General features: G+C 37.9%; 19 protein-coding genes. 6 read left to right on the plus strand and 13 right to left on the minus strand.

Annotated elements, in window-relative coordinates; genetic code table 11:
* Positions 1-198 precede the first annotated feature (198 nt).
* Both cruF and IQ215_RS11805 read left to right on the plus strand, forming a co-directional pair.
* Positions 199-1,080, plus strand: a complete 882-nt coding sequence (gene cruF / locus IQ215_RS11800; protein ID WP_347239033.1) for a gamma-carotene 1'-hydroxylase CruF — start codon at positions 199-201, stop codon at positions 1,078-1,080.
* Between the two features lie 404 nt (positions 1,081-1,484).
* Positions 1,485-4,748: an efflux RND transporter permease subunit gene (locus IQ215_RS11805; RefSeq protein ID WP_193801617.1), complete on the plus strand. Its 3,264-nt coding sequence runs from the start codon at positions 1,485-1,487 to the stop codon at positions 4,746-4,748.
* A 131-nt stretch (positions 4,749-4,879) separates the two neighbouring features.
* Here IQ215_RS11805 and IQ215_RS11810 read toward each other — a convergent pair whose 3' ends face one another.
* The 11 genes from IQ215_RS11810 to upp all read right to left on the minus strand — a co-directional run bounded on the left by IQ215_RS11810 (position 4,880) and on the right by upp (position 16,571).
* Entirely contained in the window at positions 4,880-5,713 is an 834-nt protein-coding gene (locus tag IQ215_RS11810) for an MOSC domain-containing protein (protein WP_193801618.1), read from the minus strand.
* Between the two features lie 3 nt (positions 5,714-5,716).
* Positions 5,717-8,548 carry a replicative DNA helicase gene (gene dnaB / locus IQ215_RS11815; RefSeq protein WP_193801619.1) on the minus strand — a complete coding sequence of 944 codons (2,832 nt, stop codon included), beginning with the start codon at positions 8,546-8,548 and terminating at the stop codon, positions 5,717-5,719.
* A 162-nt stretch (positions 8,549-8,710) separates the two neighbouring features.
* Positions 8,711-9,490 (minus strand): photosystem II S4 domain protein, encoded by a 780-nt coding sequence (locus tag IQ215_RS11820; RefSeq protein ID WP_193801620.1) that lies wholly within the window; start codon positions 9,488-9,490, stop codon positions 8,711-8,713.
* Positions 9,491-9,695: 205 nt separating this feature from the next.
* Positions 9,696-10,202 carry a hypothetical protein gene (locus tag IQ215_RS11825; protein WP_193801621.1) on the minus strand — a complete coding sequence of 169 codons (507 nt, stop codon included), beginning with the start codon at positions 10,200-10,202 and terminating at the stop codon, positions 9,696-9,698.
* A gap of 207 nt (positions 10,203-10,409) precedes the next feature.
* The gene (locus IQ215_RS11830) at positions 10,410-10,622 is read right to left on the minus strand and encodes a DUF2839 domain-containing protein (RefSeq protein WP_193801622.1); all 213 of its coding nucleotides are present in this window, start codon (positions 10,620-10,622) and stop codon (positions 10,410-10,412) included.
* 163 nt (positions 10,623-10,785) lie between these two features.
* Positions 10,786-12,255: a leucyl aminopeptidase gene (locus IQ215_RS11835; RefSeq protein ID WP_193801623.1), complete on the minus strand. Its 1,470-nt coding sequence runs from the start codon at positions 12,253-12,255 to the stop codon at positions 10,786-10,788.
* Between the two features lie 60 nt (positions 12,256-12,315).
* Entirely contained in the window at positions 12,316-14,667 is a 2,352-nt protein-coding gene (locus tag IQ215_RS11840; RefSeq protein ID WP_193801624.1) for a sensor domain-containing protein, read from the minus strand.
* Positions 14,668-14,927: 260 nt separating this feature from the next.
* Positions 14,928-15,215 (minus strand): hypothetical protein, encoded by a 288-nt coding sequence (locus IQ215_RS11845; RefSeq protein WP_193801625.1) that lies wholly within the window; start codon positions 15,213-15,215, stop codon positions 14,928-14,930.
* Positions 15,216-15,313: 98 nt separating this feature from the next.
* On the minus strand, positions 15,314-15,553 hold the full coding sequence (locus tag IQ215_RS11850; protein ID WP_193801626.1) for a DUF4926 domain-containing protein: 240 nt from the start codon (positions 15,551-15,553) through the stop codon (positions 15,314-15,316).
* A gap of 9 nt (positions 15,554-15,562) precedes the next feature.
* Positions 15,563-15,898 carry a DUF6883 domain-containing protein gene (locus tag IQ215_RS11855; RefSeq protein ID WP_193801627.1) on the minus strand — a complete coding sequence of 112 codons (336 nt, stop codon included), beginning with the start codon at positions 15,896-15,898 and terminating at the stop codon, positions 15,563-15,565.
* A gap of 19 nt (positions 15,899-15,917) precedes the next feature.
* Positions 15,918-16,571 carry a uracil phosphoribosyltransferase gene (gene upp, locus IQ215_RS11860; RefSeq protein WP_193801628.1) on the minus strand — a complete coding sequence of 218 codons (654 nt, stop codon included), beginning with the start codon at positions 16,569-16,571 and terminating at the stop codon, positions 15,918-15,920.
* Positions 16,572-16,742: 171 nt separating this feature from the next.
* Here upp and IQ215_RS11865 point away from each other — a divergent pair, with 171 nt between their 5' ends.
* From IQ215_RS11865 to IQ215_RS11880, 4 genes are all read left to right on the plus strand, one after another.
* Entirely contained in the window at positions 16,743-16,976 is a 234-nt protein-coding gene (locus IQ215_RS11865; protein WP_193801629.1) for a photosystem I reaction center subunit IV, read from the plus strand.
* Between the two features lie 84 nt (positions 16,977-17,060).
* A complete protein-coding gene (locus IQ215_RS11870; RefSeq protein ID WP_193801630.1) occupies positions 17,061-17,891 on the plus strand; it encodes a DNA-formamidopyrimidine glycosylase in 831 nt (276 codons plus the stop codon).
* A gap of 385 nt (positions 17,892-18,276) precedes the next feature.
* The gene (locus IQ215_RS11875; protein ID WP_193801631.1) at positions 18,277-19,386 is read left to right on the plus strand and encodes a type IV pilus twitching motility protein PilT; all 1,110 of its coding nucleotides are present in this window, start codon (positions 18,277-18,279) and stop codon (positions 19,384-19,386) included.
* 773 nt (positions 19,387-20,159) lie between these two features.
* Positions 20,160-22,406, plus strand: coding sequence for a ribonuclease R family protein (locus IQ215_RS11880; RefSeq protein WP_193801632.1), 2,247 nt, complete (start codon positions 20,160-20,162; stop codon positions 22,404-22,406).
* A 413-nt stretch (positions 22,407-22,819) separates the two neighbouring features.
* Here the strand turns inward: IQ215_RS11880 and IQ215_RS11885 are convergent, their stop codons facing one another.
* Positions 22,820-23,692, minus strand: coding sequence for a PEP-CTERM sorting domain-containing protein (locus tag IQ215_RS11885; RefSeq protein ID WP_193801633.1), 873 nt, complete (start codon positions 23,690-23,692; stop codon positions 22,820-22,822).
* A 155-nt stretch (positions 23,693-23,847) separates the two neighbouring features.
* Complete coding sequence (rplA, locus tag IQ215_RS11890; RefSeq protein ID WP_193801634.1) at positions 23,848-24,561, minus strand: 50S ribosomal protein L1; 714 nt, start codon at positions 24,559-24,561, stop codon at positions 23,848-23,850.
* Positions 24,562-24,621: the final 60 nt, after the last annotated feature.

Here is a 24,621-nt window from a genome sequence, read left to right on the forward strand (position 1 = left end):
GGAGATAGGGTGATGGGGAGTGGGGGTGATAGTAATTTATTATCAGTTTTCAATTTTCAATGATTCTCTTAACTATTCTTAATAATTTTTAGAAAAATTTAATAAAATGGTGACTATAAAGATATAAATTTGCCCGTCAAGGGAAAGTAAGAATGTCATCAAATTATTGAAAATTAAGTAAGAGGGTAAGAAAAATTGATTAAACAGATAGTGAGAGAAAAAGAAGGGTACTTTTTCATTGGGCATATATTGGCGATGTTTTTTGGTTTGGCGGGGTTGTTGTTGGTGTTACCCCATCCTGAATTTGTGGCTAGTTTACCGCCTATCGGGCAGTCGGCTTTTAGTTGGTCGATGATTGGTGGTGGTGTGGTATATATGATTTTGGGTTGGGCAACGATCGCCCTTTTCGCTTACCGTAAACTAGGACTATGGCATTGGTTAGGGTTTATGATTCCCGCCCTAGGAATTTCCTTAATAAGCGAATTACTAGGCACTAGCACAGGATTTCCTTTCGGAGATTATCACTACTTGTCTGGTTTAGGATACAAAATTTCGGGATTAGTTCCCTTTACCATTCCTTTATCTTGGTTTTATCTTGGTTTTTGTGGTTATATCATCACAAGGGTGGGTTTAGAAAAACTCTCCTTACCTAATTTTGTGAAAGATTTAGGGGCGATCGTCTTTGGTTCATTATTACTAACCTCTTGGGATTTTGTCCTCGATCCAGCCATGAGCCAAACTTCTATGCCCTTTTGGTTATGGGATCAACCCGGAGCCTTTTTTGGAATGCCCTACCAAAACTTTGTCGGTTGGTTCGGCACAGGGGTAGTATTTATGAGTGTTGCCACCATCATTTGGCGTTTTAAACCCCTAGACTTCAACAACATTCCCCTAACCATTCCCGTGGGCGTATATATAGGCAATTTCACCTTTGCCATGGTAATGAGTATTGGTGCAAACTTCTACATTCCCGTATTGTTAGGAATTGTAACAGGGATTTTACCCCTAGTAATTTTCGTCAACCTTGCCCACAAATCAGAATCAGGTAATTCCATCGCTTTACCATTTTTATCTCAATAAAATGTAAGGTCAATCGTTAATTTCAAAACATCTCCCTCTTTTGGGGGATTTTTTACGTTTTTTACGACTTTTTTTCACAAGAAAAGAATTATTGGCATTGCTGATTTTAGATATGATTTCTCGTTAAGGCAGGGAACAGGGAATGGGCAACGGTAGCAATGTATTCACGTCTCGATTTCTAATGTTATTCAACTATATTTCATACAATGATTAAGCAATGCCAGATTATTGAAAATAATTAAATCCGTTTGAAACACCCTAGATAATCAATAAAATTATTAATTGTCCATTGTTTTAAACCTTTTCTTATTCCTCTAAGTCTAAAGCCATGAGGCATTGCAATCAATCCTCAAATCAGTGTGTTACATTGATGTTAAGTTTTATGAACTTTATCCCCTCAAACAATGAAATCAGATCTAAATAATTCCCATCAAGGCTTTAGCATAAGCGGTGTAGCCATTCGCCGTCACATTGGTACGATTATGTTGACATTGGCATTAATGGTTATCGGCGTATTTTTTATTAATAATATTGCTGTGGACTTGTTACCTTCTATCACTTATCCCCGCATTGGAGTTAGGGTAAGCACCAACGGTATTGCCCCAGAAGTGGCGGTAGAAGAAATTACTCGTCCCTTGGAAGAAGCCTTATCTGCCACGGAAGGATTAGAACAAATTTATTCCCGCACTAGGGAAGATAGTGTAAGTCTTGATTTGTTTTTTCGGGTAGGGGGAAACATTGATCAAGCCCTCAATGATGCTACGGCTTCTTTTAACCGTGCAAGGGGAAGATTACCTGATAATTTAGATAATACTAGGCTATTTAAGTTTGATCCGTCTCAATTACCCGTTTATGAGTTTGCCATGACATCGAAAAATTTGGATGTTTTGGACTTGAGAATTTTGGCGGAAGATGAAATCGCCCGAGAATTAACCATTGTGCCGGGAGTGGCATCGGTGGATGTGTCTGGGGGTGTTAATGAGGAGGTAAGAATCGACATTGATTTAAATCGTCTTCAGGCTTTAGGAGTAAATTTGAACACGGTTTTAAGTGAGTTGGATTCTGCCAACCAAGATATTACGGGGGGAAGATTGTTGGGGGAAAATAATGAGCCTTTAACTAGGGTTGCGGGAAAGTTTTCCTCAGCGGACATTTTAGATGATCTTTCTTTTAGTAGTGGAGAAAATGGGCGACGGGTTTATTTACGGGAGTTTGCTCAAGTGGTGGATGGTAGCGAGGAACAACGAGTTTTTGTTACCCTTAATGGTGTTCCTGCGGTGAAAGTGAGTGTACAAAAACAGCCTGATGCTAATACTATTGAGGTGATTGAAAATGTTAAACAACGCCTTGAGGATTTGCAAAGGGGAACGGTTTTACCTGATGGTATTGAGTTTTTGCCTACCCTCGATGAGTCGATTTTTATTGAAAATGCCATTGATAATGTGATTATGGCAGGTTTGACGGGTTCAGGGTTAGCGGCGATCGCCGTTTTACTCTTTTTAGGCTCTCTGCGTCAAACTTTTATTATCGTAGTCTCCATTCCCCTAGCTACCCTAGCAGCCATCATCATGATGCGTCTATCAGGCTTTTCCCTTAATGTCTTCAGCCTTGGAGGTTTAGCCCTGGGGGTGGGTATCGTCGTAGATAACTCCATTGTCATGCTCGAAACCCTTGTGGGAGGTACAGAGGAAATAACCAAAGTACCTGCCAATAAACGAATTAAAAAATCAAGTTTTTGGCGTAATCAAATTATAGATAAATCTATTCAAAGTGCTTCTAGTGTAGAATCTGCCCTCATCGCCTCCACTAGCACCAACTTAGTGGCGGTATTACCGTTTCTTTTAATAGGCGGATTACTGTCTTTATTATTCAGTGAGTTAGTATTAACCATCAGCTTTGCGATCGCAGCTTCCATCGTAGTCGCCCTAACCATCGTACCCATGCTCACCTCCCGACTCCTTGCAGTGCCATGGAGTAGCAACATTCGTAAATTTTTTATCATCTATTGGTTTAACAAAACCTTTGACAAAATCAATCAACGTTACCAATCAACCCTTGGCTTTCTTGTCAATATCCGTTGGATATTCGTTATAGTTATATTCCTAAGTTTAGGGGGAATTAGCTTCAACCTTGCCCAACAACTACCCCAAGAAATTTTACCTTCCATCAACACAGGGCAAGTTAACGTTAGAGTCGGTTTCCCCACCGAAACCACCCTAGCCACCAACCGCAGGGTTATGGGTTTAGTAGATGAAATCATCCAAGCCCAACCAGAAACAGAATATGTTTTCACCACTGCAGGGGGAGGCTTATTTGCAGGAAATACCAGCGAAAATGTTTTAAGGGGTTCTAGTGATATTACCCTCAAACCTGGTACTGATGTAGAAGAATTTGCAGGGAGAATTAACCGTGAATTTGCCCAGATGAATCTAGTTGACATTCGTATTCGAGCTTTCCCAGGTAGGGTAAGGGGTTTAAACCTGAATAATTCCCCCGTCAGAGCCGATGTGGATGTGGTTTTACAAGGAAATGATCAAAATATTCTCGAAACCGCTGGGGCAAGAATCGTGGAAGTGTTGGATCAAGAAGCTAATTTATCTGACTTTACCCCCGACAGTGACCCCCGTCAACCTGAAGTAATTATTCGCCCCAATTTAGCAAGATTGGCAGACTTCGATTTAACTATCCAAGACTTTACCGACTCCTTACGCACTTCCGTTAGTGGTGTGATACCCACGCAACTACAGAGAGGAACTAGGTTAGTGGATATAAATGTACAATTAGATTCAGATCAAGTCAATAGTGCCGATGATTTGCAAGACATTCCCATCTTTACGGGTGATAATCGTCTGATTCGTTTAGGAGAGGTAGCCACCATCGAAACAGGCTCGGCCCCCAGTGAAATTAGACGTATTAACCAAAGACAGGTATATATTATCACGGGTGATTTGGCCGAAGGTGCTAATTTAGGACCGGCCTTAGATGAAATTGATACCATTGTCGATAATATTGATTTACCCCAAGGAATTAGAATTTTACCTAGTTATGCCAGACAAAGTAATGATGAGCTACAGTCTTCTTTACCAATTTTAGCTGGTTTGGCTGGTTTCCTCGTCTTTGTGGTGATGGCAGTGCAATATAATTCTTTAATTGATCCTTTAGTTATTATGTTTACCTTACCCTTAGCTTTATCGGGAGGTATTTATGGATTATATTTCACTCAAACCCCTGTAGGTGCAACGGTGATTGTCGGTGCTGTGTTATTGGTGGGTATTGTGGTTAATAATGCCATTGTCATGGTAGAGTTGGCAAATCAACTATATGAAGAACAAAAAGCCGATCCTGCCATTTCCCAACCCAGTCGCCGTGACTGTATGATTCAGGCCGCCTCGCAACGGTTACGCCCAATTATGATGACTACCATCACCACCGTATTAGGGATGTATCCTTTGGCTTTAGGGGCAGGGGATGGGGGGGAATTTTTACAACCCTTGGGTATTGTGGTTTTTTGGGGTTTATCTTTGGCAACTTTGTTAACTTTATTCTTGATTCCCTGTTTATATATGTTGTTACATGAACCCCTTAACTTCTCTTTTGTGGGTTCTAAATCGCAATCTACACCGCAGGAGGAAGAGTCTAGGGCTTCTGAAGAAACTGTTTTAACTTAACCTGAGTTGGGAATTTGTCCGTATGGTGGGGCGTAGTATGCTATGTCCCTGTATGTTATAGGTTAAAGGTTTAATATCAAGTTCGGATAATTAGTTATAAATAACCTCAGTTCAGGATAATTAAATAATTGTCAATTATCCATTGTTAATTGTCCATTGCTTAGGGCGATCATATTTTGCCCGAACATAATTCCTTGTTGGGGTATATTGCGAAAAGTGCTGAGGGTTTTTAAAGGTTCATTGAGAGGGTTTACAGTGCCTGTTGTTTGATTTGTGGTGGTTATTTTACAACGGCTACAGGGTTTTACTATCTTAAATTTTATCTCACCAAGGGTAATGTTTTCCCATGTGTCTTCGATGAATGGGGTATCGGTTTCCATGACAATATTAGGGCGAAATCTATCCATGGATATTTGTTGCTGTTGGTGGGGGTATTTTTCTTCTAGTTTTTGATTGAGATAGGCTAATGAGGCGGTATTGGTGAGGAGATAGGGGAAGCCATCGGCAAAGCTGACGGGTTGATTTGATTGGGTGCTATGTTGGGGGTTAATGGCTCGAATGTTGTAGTCGTCTTGTTTGACTAGGCGACATCCTTTCATGGACAGAATTTCTTGAAACCACTGGGCGACTGCTTTTCCTTGATCAATGGCTAGGGTGCGATCGCCCCATACTTGTACTTCAACCATATTACCCTGATTTTGAGGAGTAAAAGTAATAGAATCCATGGATGAGTTATCAAAACTGAGGGTAATTTTTTCCCCGTCAATGGTTACTATAACTCTGGCTAGTTGGGGGTGTTGTCTTTGGGTGATAAATTTACCTGATTCATCAACGATCATGAAGGTGCGATCGTAATATAAACTATTGTTATAATCTGATAACCCCTTGTCGCCCACTTTTGCATGGGAAAGATGAATCCCTCGGCAAGATTTGATAGGATAAAAAATAAGTTCTTTTATCTTCATTTGTTACCCTCTTTTCATGTTCAAAAACTGGGTTAATTCAGGACGAAAAAGGAGTTTTACTAATCCCGTGGGGCCATTACGATGTTTTGCCACAATTACCTCCGCTACTCCTTGATCAACACTATCAGGGTGATAATATTCGTCACGATATAACATTAACACTAAATCCGCATCTTGTTCTATTGATCCCGACTCTCTCAAATCCGATAACATGGGGCGTTTGTTTGTGCGTTGCTCCACTGCCCTACTCAACTGAGATAGAGCAATTACAGGAGCGTTAATTTCCCTTGCTAAACCTTTGAGCGCCCTTGTCATTTTTGACAATTCCTGCACACGGTTATCACCCCCTCCCTGCATTAATTGCAGATAGTCTAATAATACCAGTCCTAATTGTCCTTTTTTTTCCGCTTGTAAACGTCTAACTTGCGATCGCATTTGCATCACCGTTAAATTAGCAGTATCATCAATATAGATGGGCAACTCCGCCAAAGTACCCATGGCACTCATCAAAGGCTCCATCTCTTGTTCCGTAATCCTGCCAGACTTGAGGCGGTTACTCTCTACCCTTGCTTCTCCCGACAACAGACGCATCGCCAATTGCTCCCTTGACATCTCCAAACTAAAGATTGCCACCGCTAAATTAGAATGTTTTGCCACATTAGAAGCGATATTAAGAGCAAAACTTGTATTATGAACACAAATATCATTGGCAACAAAATTATGGGTTTCGGGAATCGTTAAATCATAAACCTGTTTTTCACCCATGTATGTAATGGAAACAATTTCATCCCAATAAATATCGCTAGTAGCAAGATTTTGTAAAGGTAAATTATTCAAGGCAAAAGCAAGTTTAAATAATCTTTCTCTCGATAAACATCGTTTTCCTTGATGAATATTTTTATAACCTTTAATTCCAGCCCTTTTAGCTAAACTTGACCAACTTTCATCCCCTTTATGAAATTCGATTTCTTTCCATATTTCCAAAGGGATTAAATCGCAATTAGTTCTATAAATTTTCTTATTTACTAATGCTTTTTTTGCTCGATTTATAGCCCCTTCTTTGCCAAAAATACCTATATCATCAATAAAAGTCTTAATAGAATTGACATCGGTAATATTCAATTGCCATAGTTTATTTGTACCATCTTTATACTTAACAGAACGTTGTTTTAAATGAGCTATAACACCAAACCTTAATAACAAATGCTGTACTTGACGAGCTAATTTTTCGCTCACCGTAGCATATCCCAATTGTACCTGATTACTTTTTAAAACCGTTAACCAACCATCCGTAGAGAAAAGACGATTTAAAAATAAACTTACTAAATATTTAGATAACTTAAAGATAGAATCAGGAATAAATTTATCATGGGCATTTTTCCCCCATAATTCTATACTTTCTAACCATAAAGTAACTATATTTTTTTGATTTTTATTAATTAAATTTATCTCGGAATCTAATAATTGATGTTGCTCTATATTCAAGATAGAACATAACTTATTTAATTGCTCCTTATTCGGTGCATAAATCCCTTTTTTCCAACTAGAAATTACTGAAGGACGTACTCCTATTAAATCAGCTATTTTTGCAGAAGTTAATTGGCAATTATTAATAATTATTGTTAAATTTTGAGCAAATAATAACCTTTTTTCTTTGATAAAATCCAAATTTTTGCTAACAATAAAGCTAGTAATCCGAGTATCTTGTGATGTTTCCCGTTTAACCTTTATCCCTTCAAAATAACTAATAGATTCAATAAAATCCTGTTGTAAAAGAGGATTAGAATTAGTAAATTGAGGACAACTACGAGTTAAACAACCATCACCGATAAAATATGCCAACAGTTTTACCTGATACTCTGGCATGGTTTCCTCACCAAAAATGGGCAACTTACGAGGCGCGGCAATTTTATCCCCTTCCTGTAGCTGTGATAATTTTTGCCATCCCTGAATAGTTAGATAAGGATGAGTTAAAGTCGTTTCAATACAACGCCCTAATTTGGTTTTTACCCTAAAAACTGGCTTAATGCCATCATCCACAAAATTAGACGGTTGAGTTAGTCCAAATCGCCAATTATCGGTGAGGGTTAAAACCTTTCCTTGACGACGATGATATATTTCCTCAATGGTGGCAATGCTACCATCATCAAGCACAATTTCTGCATCACTACTTAAACATTTTCCCATGGACGGGCGCGCGGCAATAATAATTAAATCCGAGCGCTGAAATCCCCCTGTCATGCCATCTAAATCATAAAACTCTGAACTAATACCGGGTAAAGCGGTTTTTTCTTGGAAGGCTTGAATTTCGGTAAAAGTATCTAATAATGTACTAGAAATGGGTACTAAACCTTCTTGGATTCTTGCTTGGGTAAGGCTAAATATTTTTTGTTCAGATTCATCTAAAACATTATCTAAATCTTTGGTGGTATCAAAGCCTAATTCACCGATTTCTTTGGCGGTGGAAATTAATAAACGTCTGATATATTTTTCAGTAATTAAAGGTACATATCTTTCAATATTAGCCGCCGAAACAGTACGATCTAATAGACTAATTATCTTCGTATTTCCACCTACTTTTTCTAGTAAATTTTGGTCATTTAACCAAGTAGAAATAGTCATTAAATCGATAGGTTGACCTTGAAAATAAAGATGTCTGGCGGCTTCATAAATTTGACGATGGGCTTGAACATAAAAAGCCTCTGGTTGTAGTATATCAACTACTTTACCCATGGCATTGGGATCAAATAATATACCTCCTAATATAATTTCTTCTGCTTCTATATTTTGGGGTGGTAATGATGATCCTGCTAAATCTGGGGTAAAATCGTCCATTATATCTATAATACTGAAAAAGTTTAATTAGGGTTGGATAATAAAATTGGCAATGGGCAATAGGCAATGGTAATAATAGTTTTAATATTAAACATTTAGTGTAATTCAACAATATTTCATCCCCAAGATAAGGAATGCCCCATTAACTATTCCTGCTATAAATTACACAAATCGGGTTAAGGCGATGCGATAACGCTCTTTTTTAGTAATACTAATATCGCCGATTTCCAATCTCCCTTTACCTCGAAAAGAGACTAAATCACCTGTTTTGAGATTGTAACTAGATTGGGTAACTTCTTTCCAATTTACCCTTACATCACCATTGTTAATGGCATCGACCATTTTTGAGCGGGATAAACCGAACCCGTAAGATGCGATCGCATCTAGGCGTAAAGAAGCCTCTACGGTAGTCATTTCCTTCTTTTTGGGTTCTCTTACCTTCAAATCTGAAAGCTCAATTCTCTTGGTTTTCACAGGCACAGAGCGCACTTGCACCAAAGAAGACTCAAAAAAATCCACCATTTCAGGAGTTACCACCACTTGGGCGCCCCTTTCTCCCAAAACGATAATATCACCTACCTTTTCCCTAACTACCCCAGCACCCAAAATCGCCCCCAAAAAGTCTCGATGGGTAGCCGTATCAAACAAAAAGTTACCAGCAATATCCAAAGCCACCACAGGCATCTGGGAAACATCACAGGGAATCTCCTCCCGATGAATACCCACCCTTTTCCTTTCCGCTTGAGGAAAACCACCCCAAGGGATAATTTGCACCTCAGTTAACTGGGCAAAAATTTCGTTCACTTCCGCTAATACAGGGGGCGATAAAAAATCAGTAACCACCAATTCCCATGTTTTTATTGCTTGTTCAGCTTTATCCAAAACTTTAGCAATTTCGGCTCGATTTTCAACTCTATTTAAAATATCTTCTCTCGGTAACATCTAATAATGGATAATTGATAATTGATAATAATTGAACTTAGGAAAAGATTTTAAATTTATAACACTAAAAATAATTGCTTTTTATTCTTATATATTTCTGACAATCCCAAAAAATAATTTAACAAGATAATGTTTATATAACAAATGTAAAATAAGTTAGACAAATTGACCATGAAATTAAGTGTCAATTGTCCATTGTTAATTGTCAATTCTCCACATAACCTTGTAAATTTTCAGGCTTCAAGGATTGTAAAATAAGAGTGGCTTTATTTTTAATAAAATCATCCCCTTGCACCACAATCAGATACTTTCCAGCATTTAAGCGATTGCGATAGGGTAAATCATCACTAGCCCCCTGTAATAAAGTACCACTACCACCGACAAAAAAACTACCCATCGCACCACCGATCGCCCCTAAAAAACCACCTATAATATGGTTAAAAGGCTCACCAGCCCATGCAAAAGTATCTAAACCAGTAATAGCATCAAAAGTATAACCCCCAAAGAAACCAAAAGGAATCAACCAATATGCCATCCTAATAGCATTTTCGCGCCCTTGTTTATTAGGATCAAGAAATCCAAACTCATCGGCGGTTTTATAACCCTTACCCAAAATAGATACCTGCTTGAGGGGAATATCAGCCTTTTCCAAAGCCGTGTAAGCCTCCTCCGCTTTAATTCTATCGGATAATACTGCGATTAAATAATTCATTTGTATATATTAAAAATTATCTGAATTTTTTTCTTTCCTTTAAATCTTTACCCCTCTGTCTTCGACATCTCCAATAATAGGCATTTTAAAGGCTAAAGCCTTTACTACAAGCCAACGAAAAATTATTTATGGAGAAGTCTAAGAAAGATTTACTTGATAGTAAAAAACGAATATTGTGATGCTTCAGTAACTGTCAATTGTCAATTGTTAATTAACTTGCCACCATCCAAAAGCAGGGCCAATAAAACGAATAATAGCCCAAGTGACACCAAGGGAAATGATGCCCACCCATGCGCCTCTAGTGGTTAACTTATAAGCATCAGAAGCCTGAGTTTTGGTAAGAGGAAACCAAGAAACAACCCTTTCTTCCTTGCCATAGTCTTCCCCTAAATTCTTTTGTCTGCGTTTAGCTTCTCCCATAATTAAACCCTCCGAAAATAAAATCTGATTAAAATAAACCTAACACTTACCCAGCGCCCCTTAAAACACATTCTCAAAAACTTGTAACAAAAACGAGAGTTTAAAATGTTTAGATTATCAATTTATAACCATAAACCATTGAAAACTATTGCCTATTGCCTACTTAACCCAATACCCAATTAACAAGGGTGCGCACAGCAAAACCCGTACCCCCTTCATTGTTGATAGAATTAGCCTTTTCTGCCCAAACCGGCCCTGCCACATCCAGATGCACCCAGGGGGTATTTTCCACAAACTGTTCTAGGAAAAGGGCTGCGGTGATTGAGCCTCCAGCGCGACTACCCGTGTTTTTCATATCGGCGATCGCACTTTTCATAATATCAAAATAATCGGTTTCCATGGGCATTTGCCAGAATTTTTCCCCAGCGCCCTCAGAAGCAACGCTCAAATCTTGGGCAAGTTTATCATCCCTAGTCCATAAACCCGCAATGTCGTTACCCAAAGCCACGATACAAGCGCCCGTGAGGGTAGCTAAATCCACCATGGCATCAACTCCCAACTTATCCGCATATACAAGGGCATCAGCGAGGGTTAAACGCCCTTCTGCATCGGTGTTATTTACCTCGATGGTTTTACCATTGGAAGCGGTGAGAATGTCACCAGGGTGCATTGCCTTACCACTAATCATGTTTTCGGTGATGGCGCTGATAAAATGCACCTCCACATCGGGTTTTAGTTGGGCGATGGCTTTTGCAGCCCCAAAGGTAGCCGCTGCGCCTCCCATATCCATTTTCATGGTTTCGATACCACTACCCGACACCTTGAGATTTAAACCACCAGAATCGAAGGTTAAACCCTTACCGATGATAGCTACTTTACGTTTTGCTGTGCCTTGGGGTTTGTAGGTGAGATGGACAAATTTGGGGGGAATATCGGAGGCTTGGGCAACTCCTAAAAATGCTCCCATGCCTAATTTTTCGCATTCTTCTTTCTCAAGGATAGTTAATTCTAGGCTGTAATCCTTGGCTAAATCTTGGGCGATTTGGGCGAGGGTAATGGGGTTGATGTCGTTGGGGGGAGAGTTTACCAATTCCCTAGCTAAAATTACCCCATCGCTGATTTGTTTGCCTTTAGTGATGGCGTTGTCGGAAGCCTGTAAACCTAATATATCCACATTGGTTAGTTTTACTTCGTTTTTGGCATCGGATTTGAAACGGTTATCTTTGTGGAGGGCTAAAATTACTCCTTCGGTAATCATTTGGGCGATGGTATCTGCTTCATATTCATTGATATTTAAAGCAATACCTAGGGTTTTACCATTTTCTTTGGCTGTGCTACGGGCGATCGCCCCTGCGGCTAATCTGATACCATTAGAAGTAATATCTTCCTGTTTGCCTAAACCCACCAACATCACTTTACGAATAGGAGATTTAGCACCAACCCTTGCAGTGAGGGTAGAGTTAGCCTTACCCTTAAAATCATTCTCCTCGATTAACTCCGTAATTACCCCATCTAACTTGTCATTTAAACTAGCTATATCCCCTGTTAACTCAGTATCATCCTCAAAAAAACCAAGGGCAAGAATATCTCCATTCCAATCTAAAAACGAACTAGAATTAACTTTAAAATCCATTGTTTAAGTTATATATAAATTAATCAAAAAATAACATCTTCCATTGTATTATCCCCTTTCTCACCTTTCAACGCCAGAAATAAAATCTAGTAATTTTTCTGCCTCCAAGGGGCGACTAAATAAATAACCTTGCCCAGCGGCACAATTTTCCGATTTTAAAAAATCCAATTGATTAGGGGTTTCAATCCCTTCAGCAATTATCGATAAATTGAGATTATGAGCCATGGAAATCATAGTTTTTATTAAAGCCTTATTTTTATCACTTTCTTCTATATCCAAAACAAAACTACGGTCAATTTTTATTAGTGTAAAAGGATATTTTCTTAGATAACTCAAAGAAGAATAGCCCGTACCAAAATCATCTAAATAAAGTTCAAATCCAAGGGAATTAAGCTGAAATAATAATTGTTTAACAATGGGAATATCTTCTACCAATACTTGCTCAGTTATTTCTAATTTTAAATTTTTAGGGTTAATTTGATACTTTTTAGTTGTCTCTAAAATACTTTCTACCAAATGACTATCTCTAAATTGTCGAGGAGATAAATTCATGGAAATATAAATATCAATACCTTCTTTTTGCCAAATAAATAACTGTTGACAAATCTTTTCTAATAACCATTTTCCCAAATCAATTATCAAGCCAGTTTCTTCTGCTATGTTAATAAATTCTACGGGGGAAACATCTCCCAAAATATCATTATGCCAACGGGTTAAAGACTCAAACCCAATAATTTTTTTTGTTTTTAATTCAAAAATAGGTTGATAAACTAAGAATAATTCATCATTTCTTAATGCTTGACGTAAATAGGTTTCCTGTAGCATTTTCTTTTGGGCAACCTGATTCATTTTATCGTCAAAAAACTTGAAATTATTTTTCCCTTTCTTTTTAGCTTCATACATAGCTAAATCAGCATTTTTAATTAAGTTTTGAATATCATCACCATCTTGAGGATAAAAAGTAATACCAATACTAGCGGAAACAAATCTTTTTTCCCCCGCAATGATAAAAGGTTTTCTCATGGCATTAAGAAGTTTAGAGGCGATTATCTCTCCCTGAGAAACGGATGTTAGGGAGGATATGATAATTAAAAATTCATCGCCCCCTAGTCGGGCAACGGTATCGCTTTCCCTCAAACAATTACGCAGTCTTTGGGCAACAACTATTAATAATTCATCTCCGTATTGATGCCCTAGGGTATCGTTAATATTTTTAAAGTTATCTAAGTCAAGAAAAATAAGGGCTACTGAAAGTTTATTGCGTTGCGCTTTACTGATTTCTTGTTTTAATCTTTCCATACCCAAAAGGCGATTGGGTAATTCTGTTAAATAATCATAGTTGGCTTGGTGGGAGAGTAATTCTTCTTGTTGTTTTTTGTCGGTAATGTCTTCTTTGACGGCTACATAGTGGGTGATGATGCCGTATTCATCTTTGATGGGTGAGATAGAGGCGATTTCCCAAAAAAGTTCGCCATTTTTTTTTCGATTATGAAATTCTCCATGCCATTCTTTTCCACTGGAGATGGTTTGCCATATTTTTTTATATTCTTCTTTACTGGTTTCCCCTGATTTGAGGATACGAGGATTTTTACCGATGACTTCTTCTCTGGTGTAGCCTGTTACCCTTTCAAATTTTGAGTTAACGTATTGAATTATGCCACTGTTATCGGTAATAATAATGGATGCTGGACTTTGTTCTGATGCTTGATGTAAAAATTTTAATTGTTCTTCTATTTTTTTGCTATGGGTAATGTCAACGAAGGTAATTAGATAGGCTTTTTTATCTTCCCATTGAATCGGTTTGACATTCATATTAATGGTTAACATTTTGTCTTTTTGACGGGGAATGATAATTTCTGTGGATTTTGAGGAGGCTAAGGGAATGCCGAATAATTCACCAAACATTTTGTTGGCTTTCCCTTCAAACATTTTTTTCCCAATGGAGTTGATAAATAATATTTTTCCTTCTTTATCTGTTACCATTAATCCGTTAAGGTTGTAAAGTGCGATCGCCTTTAGCTTTTCTTTGGTGTAAATTAACTTTGTTATGTCTGTAAAAGTAACTAAGATTCTTGGTATTTTTTGAGGAATTTTGCTAATATTAATTATTTTTATATTTAACCAGACTAAACCTATATTAGAGTTAACTTTTTTGGTAAGTTGAATTGCTTGTTTTTCTGATTTAATAATTTTGTTTAACTCTGATTCTAACCATTGAATTTTAATGAATCGTGAGCTATTTTCAGATAAAATATGATCATCTTTTGAAGAATCTATAAATAATTCTTGAACCTTTTTGTTAGAATAAATAACCTGATTATTGTGATTTAATAATAATATGCCATCACTGATATTTTCAATGATTGTTAAATATTCGTTGTCCCCAAAATTTAGAGGGAAAGAAGGGTTCATTTTTATTTTTATCTAATCAACTGTTTATGGTTTAATTCTGAATTTTAGCCACTAGATATTTTTAATTTTTGTTAGTATAATTGAATAGTTTTATTAGATTTTTTAATCTAATTTTCAGCAAAATAATATGGTTACTTTTCCATTCACCAAGACAAAATTATATAGTAGCTATTGTTACAAATTATCAAAATTGGTAATAGTAAAAAATATTGACCAACTTTAGGCGGTAATTGTTTGTATGATGTAGATTAAATAACTGACTAATTACCGTTTTTCCCTAATTCAGAATTGTTAACCAAAGTAACCCTAACATCTTCAATAGCGTGGTTTAATTGATTTATCTTCTCTTCTAAACTTAATCTTGCTGTTTCAATATTTTCTGTATTGTTTAAAAAATTATGATCACGATAATTTAAATCAGAATCGGCATTATTTTGCCCCATTTCATTAACTTTTTTAGATGCGATCGCACCTATGACACCACCCACAACACCACCAATAATTGTACCCAACAAAAAACCACTCCCAAAATTATCTTTCTCACTCATAATATGGTTATCCAATAATTAACTTGCAAATCTCAATATTTGTTCCCCTTCCATTATCCAATATTTTAAGATTTGTTGACTATGGTGATTAACAAAAATTAAGCAACTGACACCAAATCAGAATGTAATAACATCAATTGATTACCTTTTAAAGTTTCCATGGCATAGGTTTGCCCATAACTATCACTAAATTCAACCTCATAAACAAAATCATCATATTCCATTACCACCGTACCAACTTGTCCTTGATAAAGAATAATTTGCTCTCCTGTTTCATAATGGCTGGTAGTAATATCTTCCAATAGTGCGACTAAATCCAAGTCCTTAATTTTTTTCATAGCTTTTTGTTATTTTTTGACAGGGTAGCAATTAGTCAATCGGGGAAAAGTTTCTCCCCTTCGAATAATCCAACCGACAAGAATTAGTGACTCACCAACATTCGTTTGTAAGATAAATTTCATATTGTAGTGGATACCATAGTCATTTTCCTTAACTATTTTAACTTTTTCTCTAATGGCTGCTGATAGTAATGCCTCTTTCAGAATATAAGCATTATCAATTGTGATACCTAACTTTGCGTCAAATAAAATGGCTTTATGTTTGCCCTTTTCGTGATAAATATTTAAACAATAACTCTCGATTTTATTGCCCAATATTGCTTTATTTCCATGGGGTAACTGCATTTATTTACATTAACAAAAATTAAGCATTATTAAAAGAGCGATCGCCCGCATCCCCCAAACCAGGTACAATAAAACCAGCATCATTAACCTCCTCATCAATCATGGCGCTGTAGATAGTTAACGATGGGTAGGCCGTGCCTAACTCCTTCAGGGCAGGGGGCGCCCCCACCACAGAGATAATACGGGTTAAATCGATATTTCCGCCCCGTTTAGACACTTCCTCCAAAGCATACATCATCGAACCACCAGTAGCCAACATCGGATCTAAAATAAGAATACGGGTATCAAGGGCAAACTTTTCAGGTAGTTTATTCAAATAACAAGAAGGCTTAAGGGTTTTCTCATCCCTCACCAAACCAAGATGATAGGTAGAAGCAAGGGGAATAACAGTTTGAGCGCCTTCGGCCAAAGTTAAACCCGCCCTTAGAATGGGAATAGTGGCGATCGCACTTTGAGGATTAATAAAACTAGCATCAGCCACACCTACAGGGGTTTCCACCTGAGTATCGATAGTGGGTAACCAATCTCGAATAGCCTCATAAGTCAACCAACGCCCCAACTCAACCATCGCAGTTTTAAACAAAGTAGAAGGAGTATTCTTATCCCGTGCCACCGCCAACCAATGCCTAACCAAAGGATGGGGGGGGACATATATTTTCATTTGCATCGCCATAAAACTACTTCCTTCTTCTGTTAACTCATCAAAATCTTATTGTCCATTGTCCATCGTCCATTGTCAATTGTTGACCTCTTAATAAAACTTAAAACGAAAAATGGTGCGATCAGGGCTAACAAGTAGTAATCTGTTATCTAAAGATAATATTTTTGGAAAAATAATTTAATTATGGCAATTGAACGTGGAGCAAAAGTAAGAATCTTACGCAAGGAATCCTACTGGTACAAAGACGTAGGCACCGTTGCAACAGTTGATAAAAGCGGTATTATTTACCCTGTAATTGTTCGTTTTGATAAAGTTAACTACAACGGTTTTAGTGGTAGTGCAGGGGGTGTAAATACCAACAACTTCGCCGAAAGCGAATTAGAAGTTGTCACCCCAGCCCCTGCTAAGAAAAAATAAATATCAAGGTATTTCGGCAATGGATAATTGATTGAAGGATAATCAATCCGCTATTATCTTGTTTATCAATTATCTTTTGAATTTATGCCAGAATTACCCGAAGTAGAAACAGTGTGTCGAGGTTTAAACAAAACGACTTCGGCACTTACCATTAAATCTGCTAAAGTATTATTACCCCGTACCCTAGCCTACCCTGATTCTGTCGCCTCCTTTGAACAGGGCATCACCACAAAAAAGATTATTCAATGGCATCGTCGAGGTAAATATCTATTGGCCCAACTGTCGGAGGGATGGTTAGGGGTACATCTACGTATGACAGGGCAGTTATTATGGATAAATCAAGATAGTGAGTTACAAAAACATACAAGGGTAAGATTATTTTTTGACGGAGGCAAGGAATTACGTTTTGTGGATACTCGCACCTTTGGTAAGTTTTGGTGGTTAGAAAACGATAATCCCCCCGAAACGGTGGTAACGGGTTTACAAAAATTAGGAGTTGAGCCTTTTTCCCCTCAGTTTACCGTGGAATATTTCCAAGAAAAATTAAGCAAAAGCCGTCGTAATATCAAAACCCTACTACTCGATCAAACTGTGGTGGCAGGAATTGGTAATATATATGCCGATGAGGCTTTATTTAAGAGTGGCATCATGCCTAATACTATCAGCTGTAACCTCACATCACCACAAATTGAAAAATTAAGAATCGCCATCATTGAGGTATTAAACGATTCTATCAAGGCAGGGGGAACAAGTTTTAGTGACTTTCTCCATATCACGGGGGTTAATGGTAACTATGGGGGTAAGGCTTGGGTATATGGCAGAAAAGGGCAACCCTGTAGGGTATGTAATACACCTATCGACAAAATGAAGTTATCAGGGCGATCGACCCATTTTTGTCCTAACTGTCAAAGTTGAGACAGGAAATGGGTAACAACTCTAATGGTTAAAATGGTATCTGATACCAAATCCACTCAAAAGGATAAACCAATAAAATTAGTAAAAAAAGATATTAAAATAATCAATTTTAGTTCAATTTATTGAACATTCACTGTTAGCCGTGTAATGAATTACACAGTGGGGCAAAGAAAGGCGAAGATACAATCTATTTATAACGAATTTTCCGAATTTGATATAATTCATTGCACGATGGATGATAGTAAACTTTATCTAGTAATTATTAACTAAGGGTTGTTAATTGCGAAGGGAAGGAGTGAAAAACATTAACCTTTATGAGTAATTAATAAAAATCGGGGGAAGGATAGATATATTAGAGTAAAGAAATCATCAGGAGAAAAAGTCCATGGATTTAATGATAGAAGACTTGATGGAACAATTGGTAGAAATGGGTGGCTCAGATATGCACATCCAAGCAGGGGCGCCCGTTTACTTTCGTATCAGTGGTAAATTAACCCCCATCGGCGATGAGCCTTTAAGCCCCCAAGAATGCCAAAAGCTGATTTTCAGTATGTTAAACAATACCCAGCGCAAAACCCTTGAGCAAAACTGGGAGTTAGATTGTTCTTATGGCGTGAAAGGTTTAGCTCGTTTTCGGGTCAATGTTTATAAGGAAAGGGGTTGTTATGCGGCTTGTTTAAGGGCATTATCTTCTAAAATTCCTAACTTTGATCAACTAGGACTCCCTGATATTATCAAAGAAATGACCGATCGCCCCAGGGGTTTAATATTGGTAACAGGGCAAACAGGTTCAGGAAAAACCACCACCCTAGCCGCCATGCTAGATTTAATTAATCGTACCCGCGCTGAACATATCTTAACCGTAGAAGATCCCATCGAGTACGTTTTTCCCAACGTTAACAGTCTTTTTCACCAAAGACAAAAAGGGGAAGATACCAAAAGTTTCGCCAACGCCCTAAAAGCTGCATTACGGGAAGATCCTGATATTATCCTAGTAGGTGAGATGCGGGATTTAGAAACCATCTCCCTAGCCATCAGTGCGGCGGAAACAGGACACCTCGTCTTTGGTACTTTACACACTAGCTCGGCAGCGGGTACTATTGACCGTATTATCGATGTATTTCCAGCGGCCGAACAAGGTCAAATTAGGGCCATGTTGTCTAACTCTTTGTTAGCGGTATTTGCCCAGTGTTTAGCGAAAAAACATAATCCTAAACCTGGAGAATTTGGACGGGCTATGGCTCAAGAAATTATGATTGTCACCCCTGCGATCGCCAACTTAATCCGAGAAGCAAAAGCACCTCAAATTTATTCCGCTATCCAAACGGGAGTAAAATTGGGTATGCAAACCATGGAACAAGCCTTGGCAAACTTGGTTAAAACTGGGGTGATTAGCATGGAGGAAGGGTTAGCCAAAAGCAGTAAGCCTGATGAATTACAACGTCTCTTGGCGGGAGCTAACGTCAGTGGTATAAAAACTGTCCGAAAACGCTAATTTTAGAGTAGTTAGGGCGATCTATCGCCCATTATTAAATATTTTAGACTAATATAACCTTAGTTCGGGATTTGTCATTATGGTTAGGTTGCAGGTTACGGGTGTTAGGTTAATGATTACCCAAGGGTAAACAATGGACAATTATTATTTTTTGCCTTTTACCTGTTGCCTATTGCTCTTCATCCATCAAACTTTATCCCGAACTCAGATAAAATAGCATTTGTTAAAAAGCCAAAATAAGCTATAGTAATAACTTAAAGAATAAAATAGCACTGTAAACATCGTAAACATCAACCATAATTATTTTAAAACCGTTGTTTAAAGACAATAAATTAATCTTTTCGCAGTATGGTTAATATGATGTAGATGTTTGACTGGTCAAAGTTAGTTTATCAAAGGAGTTTTATTTCAGAAAAAATCCCAACGACTGTTATGTTTTATCTAATAATTGGTTAAAAGTTTTTTTGTCAAAAAAAATCCTCATGGCTCAATAGTTTTTGACCAAAAAATAACTAATTAAGATATATTTTTCTGGGTGAATATGCTACGCCTGAGATAAAACTTTGACTTTTAGATCGTAGTAAATATTTATTATGATTGAAGAAAACCTTTAAATAAAAGGATTAAGCGATTTTTATTCTTCTGAGTTGTGTTAAATTATTTTTAATTTTTTATCTATTCTTATTAATTGAAAATAGTTTTTTAAACGCTAATTAACTCAGTTAAATTGACTGTAAAAGAACACTATTTAGACATTGACAGGATTATAATAAATGGAATTTTCAATCGCTACAATTCTTTCTCACCTAAGTCAAGATAAACTGGTGGCAGGGAAGATGTTAGAAAAAAAATTGGGTTGTGAAGAACCTGAAGAAATCGAAAAACTGCAAATTGCCCTTGATGTATTGGAAAAGGTGGGAGTAGTAACCAAAGAATTTGGGAAGTATCGTCGAGTATCGGAAGCAGATGTAGTAGAAGCGAAGCTACGTTGTTCGAGTAAAGGCTTTTGCTTTGCTATCCAAGATGAAGAAGATGCCGATGACATTTATATTAGGGAAAGTCACCTTAGTAATGCGTGGAATAGCGATCGCGTCTTAGTCAAAATCATTAAAGAAGGGACGAGAAGAAGATCTCCTGAAGGGGAAGTAAAATTGATTACAGAAAGGGCTAATCCTTCAGTATTAGCTAGGGTTGTGGAGGATAATTCGGAATATCATGCCGTGCCCTTAGACGATCGCCTCTTATTCGAGGTAAAATTAAAAGATGAACCCGAATCCATCTCAGAAGCAGTTAATCACCTCGTCCATGTGAATGTGTTGAGGTATCCTATCGGACAACATCCCCCCATGGGTAAAGTAATGAGGGTTTTGGGCAGTGACGCAGAGGAGGCCGCCGACACTGATATTGTTTCCTCTAAACATGATTTACCCCATGAGTTTTCCGAGAAGATTTTTAGAAAAGCCGATGAAATTTCCCCAGATTTTGGAGAAGAAGAAATCAGCAAACGTCTTGACTTGCGTGATAAATTAACCATCACCCTCGAGCAAGATAATGTGACAGAATTAGATTTGTTGGTGGAAAATGCCTTCACCCTTGAGCAAAATGACGATGGAAACTGGTGTTTAGGGGTGCATATTGCCGATGTCGCTCACTTTGTACAGCCCGATACCCACATTGATCGGGAAGCCCGTAAAAGAGCCACTACGGTACATCTAGGAGATAAAATTATCCCCATGTTACCCCCCAAGGTGGAAAAATGTTGTTCTTTAGTGGCCAATGAGGATCGTTTAACGATTTCTGTATTTATTACTTTTGACGATAAAGGGCAGGTGGTAGAATACAATGTCCATCCCAGTGTGATTCGGGTTGACCACAGTTTAACCTATAAAGAAGTACAAAATATTATCGGTTTGGGTAGTGCCAAGGCAGAATTAAAGGATGTTTTTCCCCTCCTCAATGAGATGTTTTTCACCCTTAGCCCTCTGGTTAAGGCACAACGGTTACAAAGGGGCGGTTTTGATATTGCTCTCGATGATATTACCTCCTATTTTAAGGATGAAGGCAGAATAGGGGCGATCGCCTCTTACTCCCAACTACCCGTATTATCATTGATGACAGAATTAATGGTACTCGTCGGAAAATTAGTGGCCGAACATCTCCACGAATTGGGCTTACCAGCCATCTACTGCACCCAAGCCAAACCCGATTGGGACGAATTAGAAGACTTACTAAAGCTCGTAGCTAACCTTAAACTAGACTTCAAACTAGAATCAGAAGAAGACTTATTTCCCCTCGACTACTACCACCTTACCCAAGAATTTAGTAAATCCGACTACGAAAAAGTCCTTAACTACCTCCTCCTATGCTCCCTCAAAGCCGATAAATATATCCAACATCCCGCCCCCCATTTCGGGTTAGCCTATCCCATCTATACCCACTGTGTATCCCCCGGACAACGTTACATCGACTTACACATTCAACGAGTCTTAAAAGCCCTATTTGAAAACGGCCGTGACAGAAGACACAGCAACGCTAAAAAAGGAGTAAATCTGCATAGCAACTCCTGCCATGGTGACATTAACTGGAATGTATTACCCCCAGCCATCCAAAGTAACCTAGAAGCCGACTTACATTCCCTCGTTACCCACCTTAACGAACGCGAAAAAATTGCCCATGATGCCGAAAAAGACTTGGCAGGGCTAAAGAAAGCCGAAAAAATGAAAGACTGCACTGGTAAAGTATTCAGTGGCTTAATTACTGGGGTACAATCCTACGGCTTCTTTGTGCAAATCGAAGATTCCTTGGTAGAAGGGTTAGTCCATGTTAGCTCCCTTAAAGATGATTGGTACGAATATCGAGCCCGTCATACCTGCTTGGTGGGTAGAAAAAACCGTACTGCTTACCGTTTGGGCGATCGGGTTGAAGTGGAAATCAAGAGCGTTGACTACTATCGCCAACAAATTGACCTCGTCACCGTGCGCGGCGGTAGTGATGCCGTAGATGCCGACTTTGAGGAGTAATATCAAGTCCCCCTAATCACTTACAAATTAGTAATATCAATTATCTTAATCTCAGTTCGGGATTTGTCAGTATGGATAGGTTGCAGGAGATGGGGAGTATGGGGGCTGGGGAGTACGGGTAAAATAGTTCAATTTATTGAACGAATCACCGTTAGCCGTGTAATTTATTACACGGTGGAGCAACGGCTAAGATACTGAATTTGTAAATTACTTAACCTGATACCCGATACCTTTACAAGACTATAAATTTTATCCCGAACTCATGTTATCTTTGTTCAATTTATTGAACGAACCACCGTTAGCCGTGTAATTCATTACACGGTGGGGCAACGGCTAAGATACTGAATTTGTGCAAAATAAAACCCCTTTTGTAATACAAGAGGGGCAACAAATAAAGGTAAACAAAATGATAATTACTTTACTTCACTATTACGTTTTTTACTAACTAATCCTAACGCTCCCACACCCAATAAACCTAATATTAAAGTAGGCTCAGGGGTACTTTGTGGGTCATACATCATAATTTGAAATCCTGCCGCCTGATTACCTGGAGTATTTGCTGTTCCACTCCAAGACATGGTGTATGTACCTTTTAAATTAATTATATCTAAGCCATTTTCCAGTGACTTATCATCAAGAATAAAAAATGATTTATTAAATCCTGAGCTTGACGTTACGGTATTGTTTGTAAATGATGTTTGAATTGTTGTAGGATTGTCGCTGAAAGTTGCTTCTAATAAAGTTAACGTTGATGTTGGGCTTAAGGTTGTATCTTTAACAAAACTAATTAAAGCGAGAGAGTTAAATGTATCAAAGGGATTAGTTCCATAAGAATAAGAAAGATTGGTTGATGAACCAGAAGTATAGCTTATAGTAAAACTTGCTACATTAGTATCTGGATTCCAATCTAATTTCCAGTTGGCTGTTTCTTCGTTTTTCCACACAAAAATTTTGTCTTGAAATGTTGTACCAGGTACCAAACTAATTAAACTATTAGAACCATCTTTCCCAAAGCTAACACTTGCTAATCCGCTTAAATTCGTACTACCTTGAGAAAGTCCTTGAACTTCACCTATTTTCAATTTAGTCTTTATATTTGCTTCGGAATTACACTCTTGACTACCTTCACCAAAACTTATTTCACAAATTTCTAGTAAAAAAGCACTCTCATCATTCCCAAAAAAATCTAAAGTTGCCGAAAAAGCGGGGACGGACATGAGAGCAAGTGAACCAAGGGCAGTACCCAAGCCCACCCCGAAAAGTTGAGCTTTTGATTTAATTTTCATATTAGTTTATCTCGTTGAGTAAATATAACAAAAATATTTAGATACCTATATCATATATCTCTTTTTCTAATACGAAATAATTTTTATCAAAAGTTTATAAAAAAAAACACCCCTACGCGCATGGACGAGGGGTGAATTAGATTTTTAAAAATCAATTAAACGTCACTGAGTTTAAGATCTCTGAGGGAGTTAATATCAACTTCGATGGAGGGCCCCATGGAAGAAGATACAAACACACTACGCCAATAACGACCTTTTGCCCCAGAAGGACGGTTACGATCAACGGTTTCCTGTAATGCCTTGAGGTTAGCGAGTAAATCCTCTGCACTGAAAGAAGACTTACCGAACATTACATGGACAATCCCGGTGCGATCGGCTCTGAATTCTAATTTACCTGCTTTAAATTCATTAATAGCCGAAGGTAAATCGGTGGTTACAGTACCACCCTTAGGAGAGGGCATCAAACCCTTAGGACCTAAGACACGACCCAATTTAGCGATTTTAGGCATCATGTCAGGGGTAGCGATTAATACATCAAAATCCATCATTCCTTTTTGGATTTCATCAATTAAATCTTCTTCACCGCAAATGTCAGCCCCTGCTTCGGTAGCTTCTTTGACCTTTTCCCCTCTGGTGATGACGGCAACCTTAACGGTTAAACCTGTACCTTTAGGAAGGCTTACTGTGGTTCTTAATTGTTGGTCGGTATATTTAGGATCAATACCTAAACGGATATGAACTTCCGCACTTTCATCAAATTTGGCGGTGGCAGTTTCTTTTAATAGGTTGAGGGCTTCTAAAGGTTCATAGGTTTTAGGCTCAACCTTTGCCAATGCCTCTTTATATCTACGACTTAATTTTTTACTCATTTATGTGTCTCCTTTGGGTCAATTAACGAAGTTAGCACTTCTCCCCTTAATAAATTTTTC

It is taken from the genome of Cyanobacterium stanieri LEGE 03274 (genome assembly GCF_015207825.1).
GTDB lineage: Bacteria > Cyanobacteriota > Cyanobacteriia > Cyanobacteriales > Cyanobacteriaceae > Cyanobacterium > Cyanobacterium stanieri_B.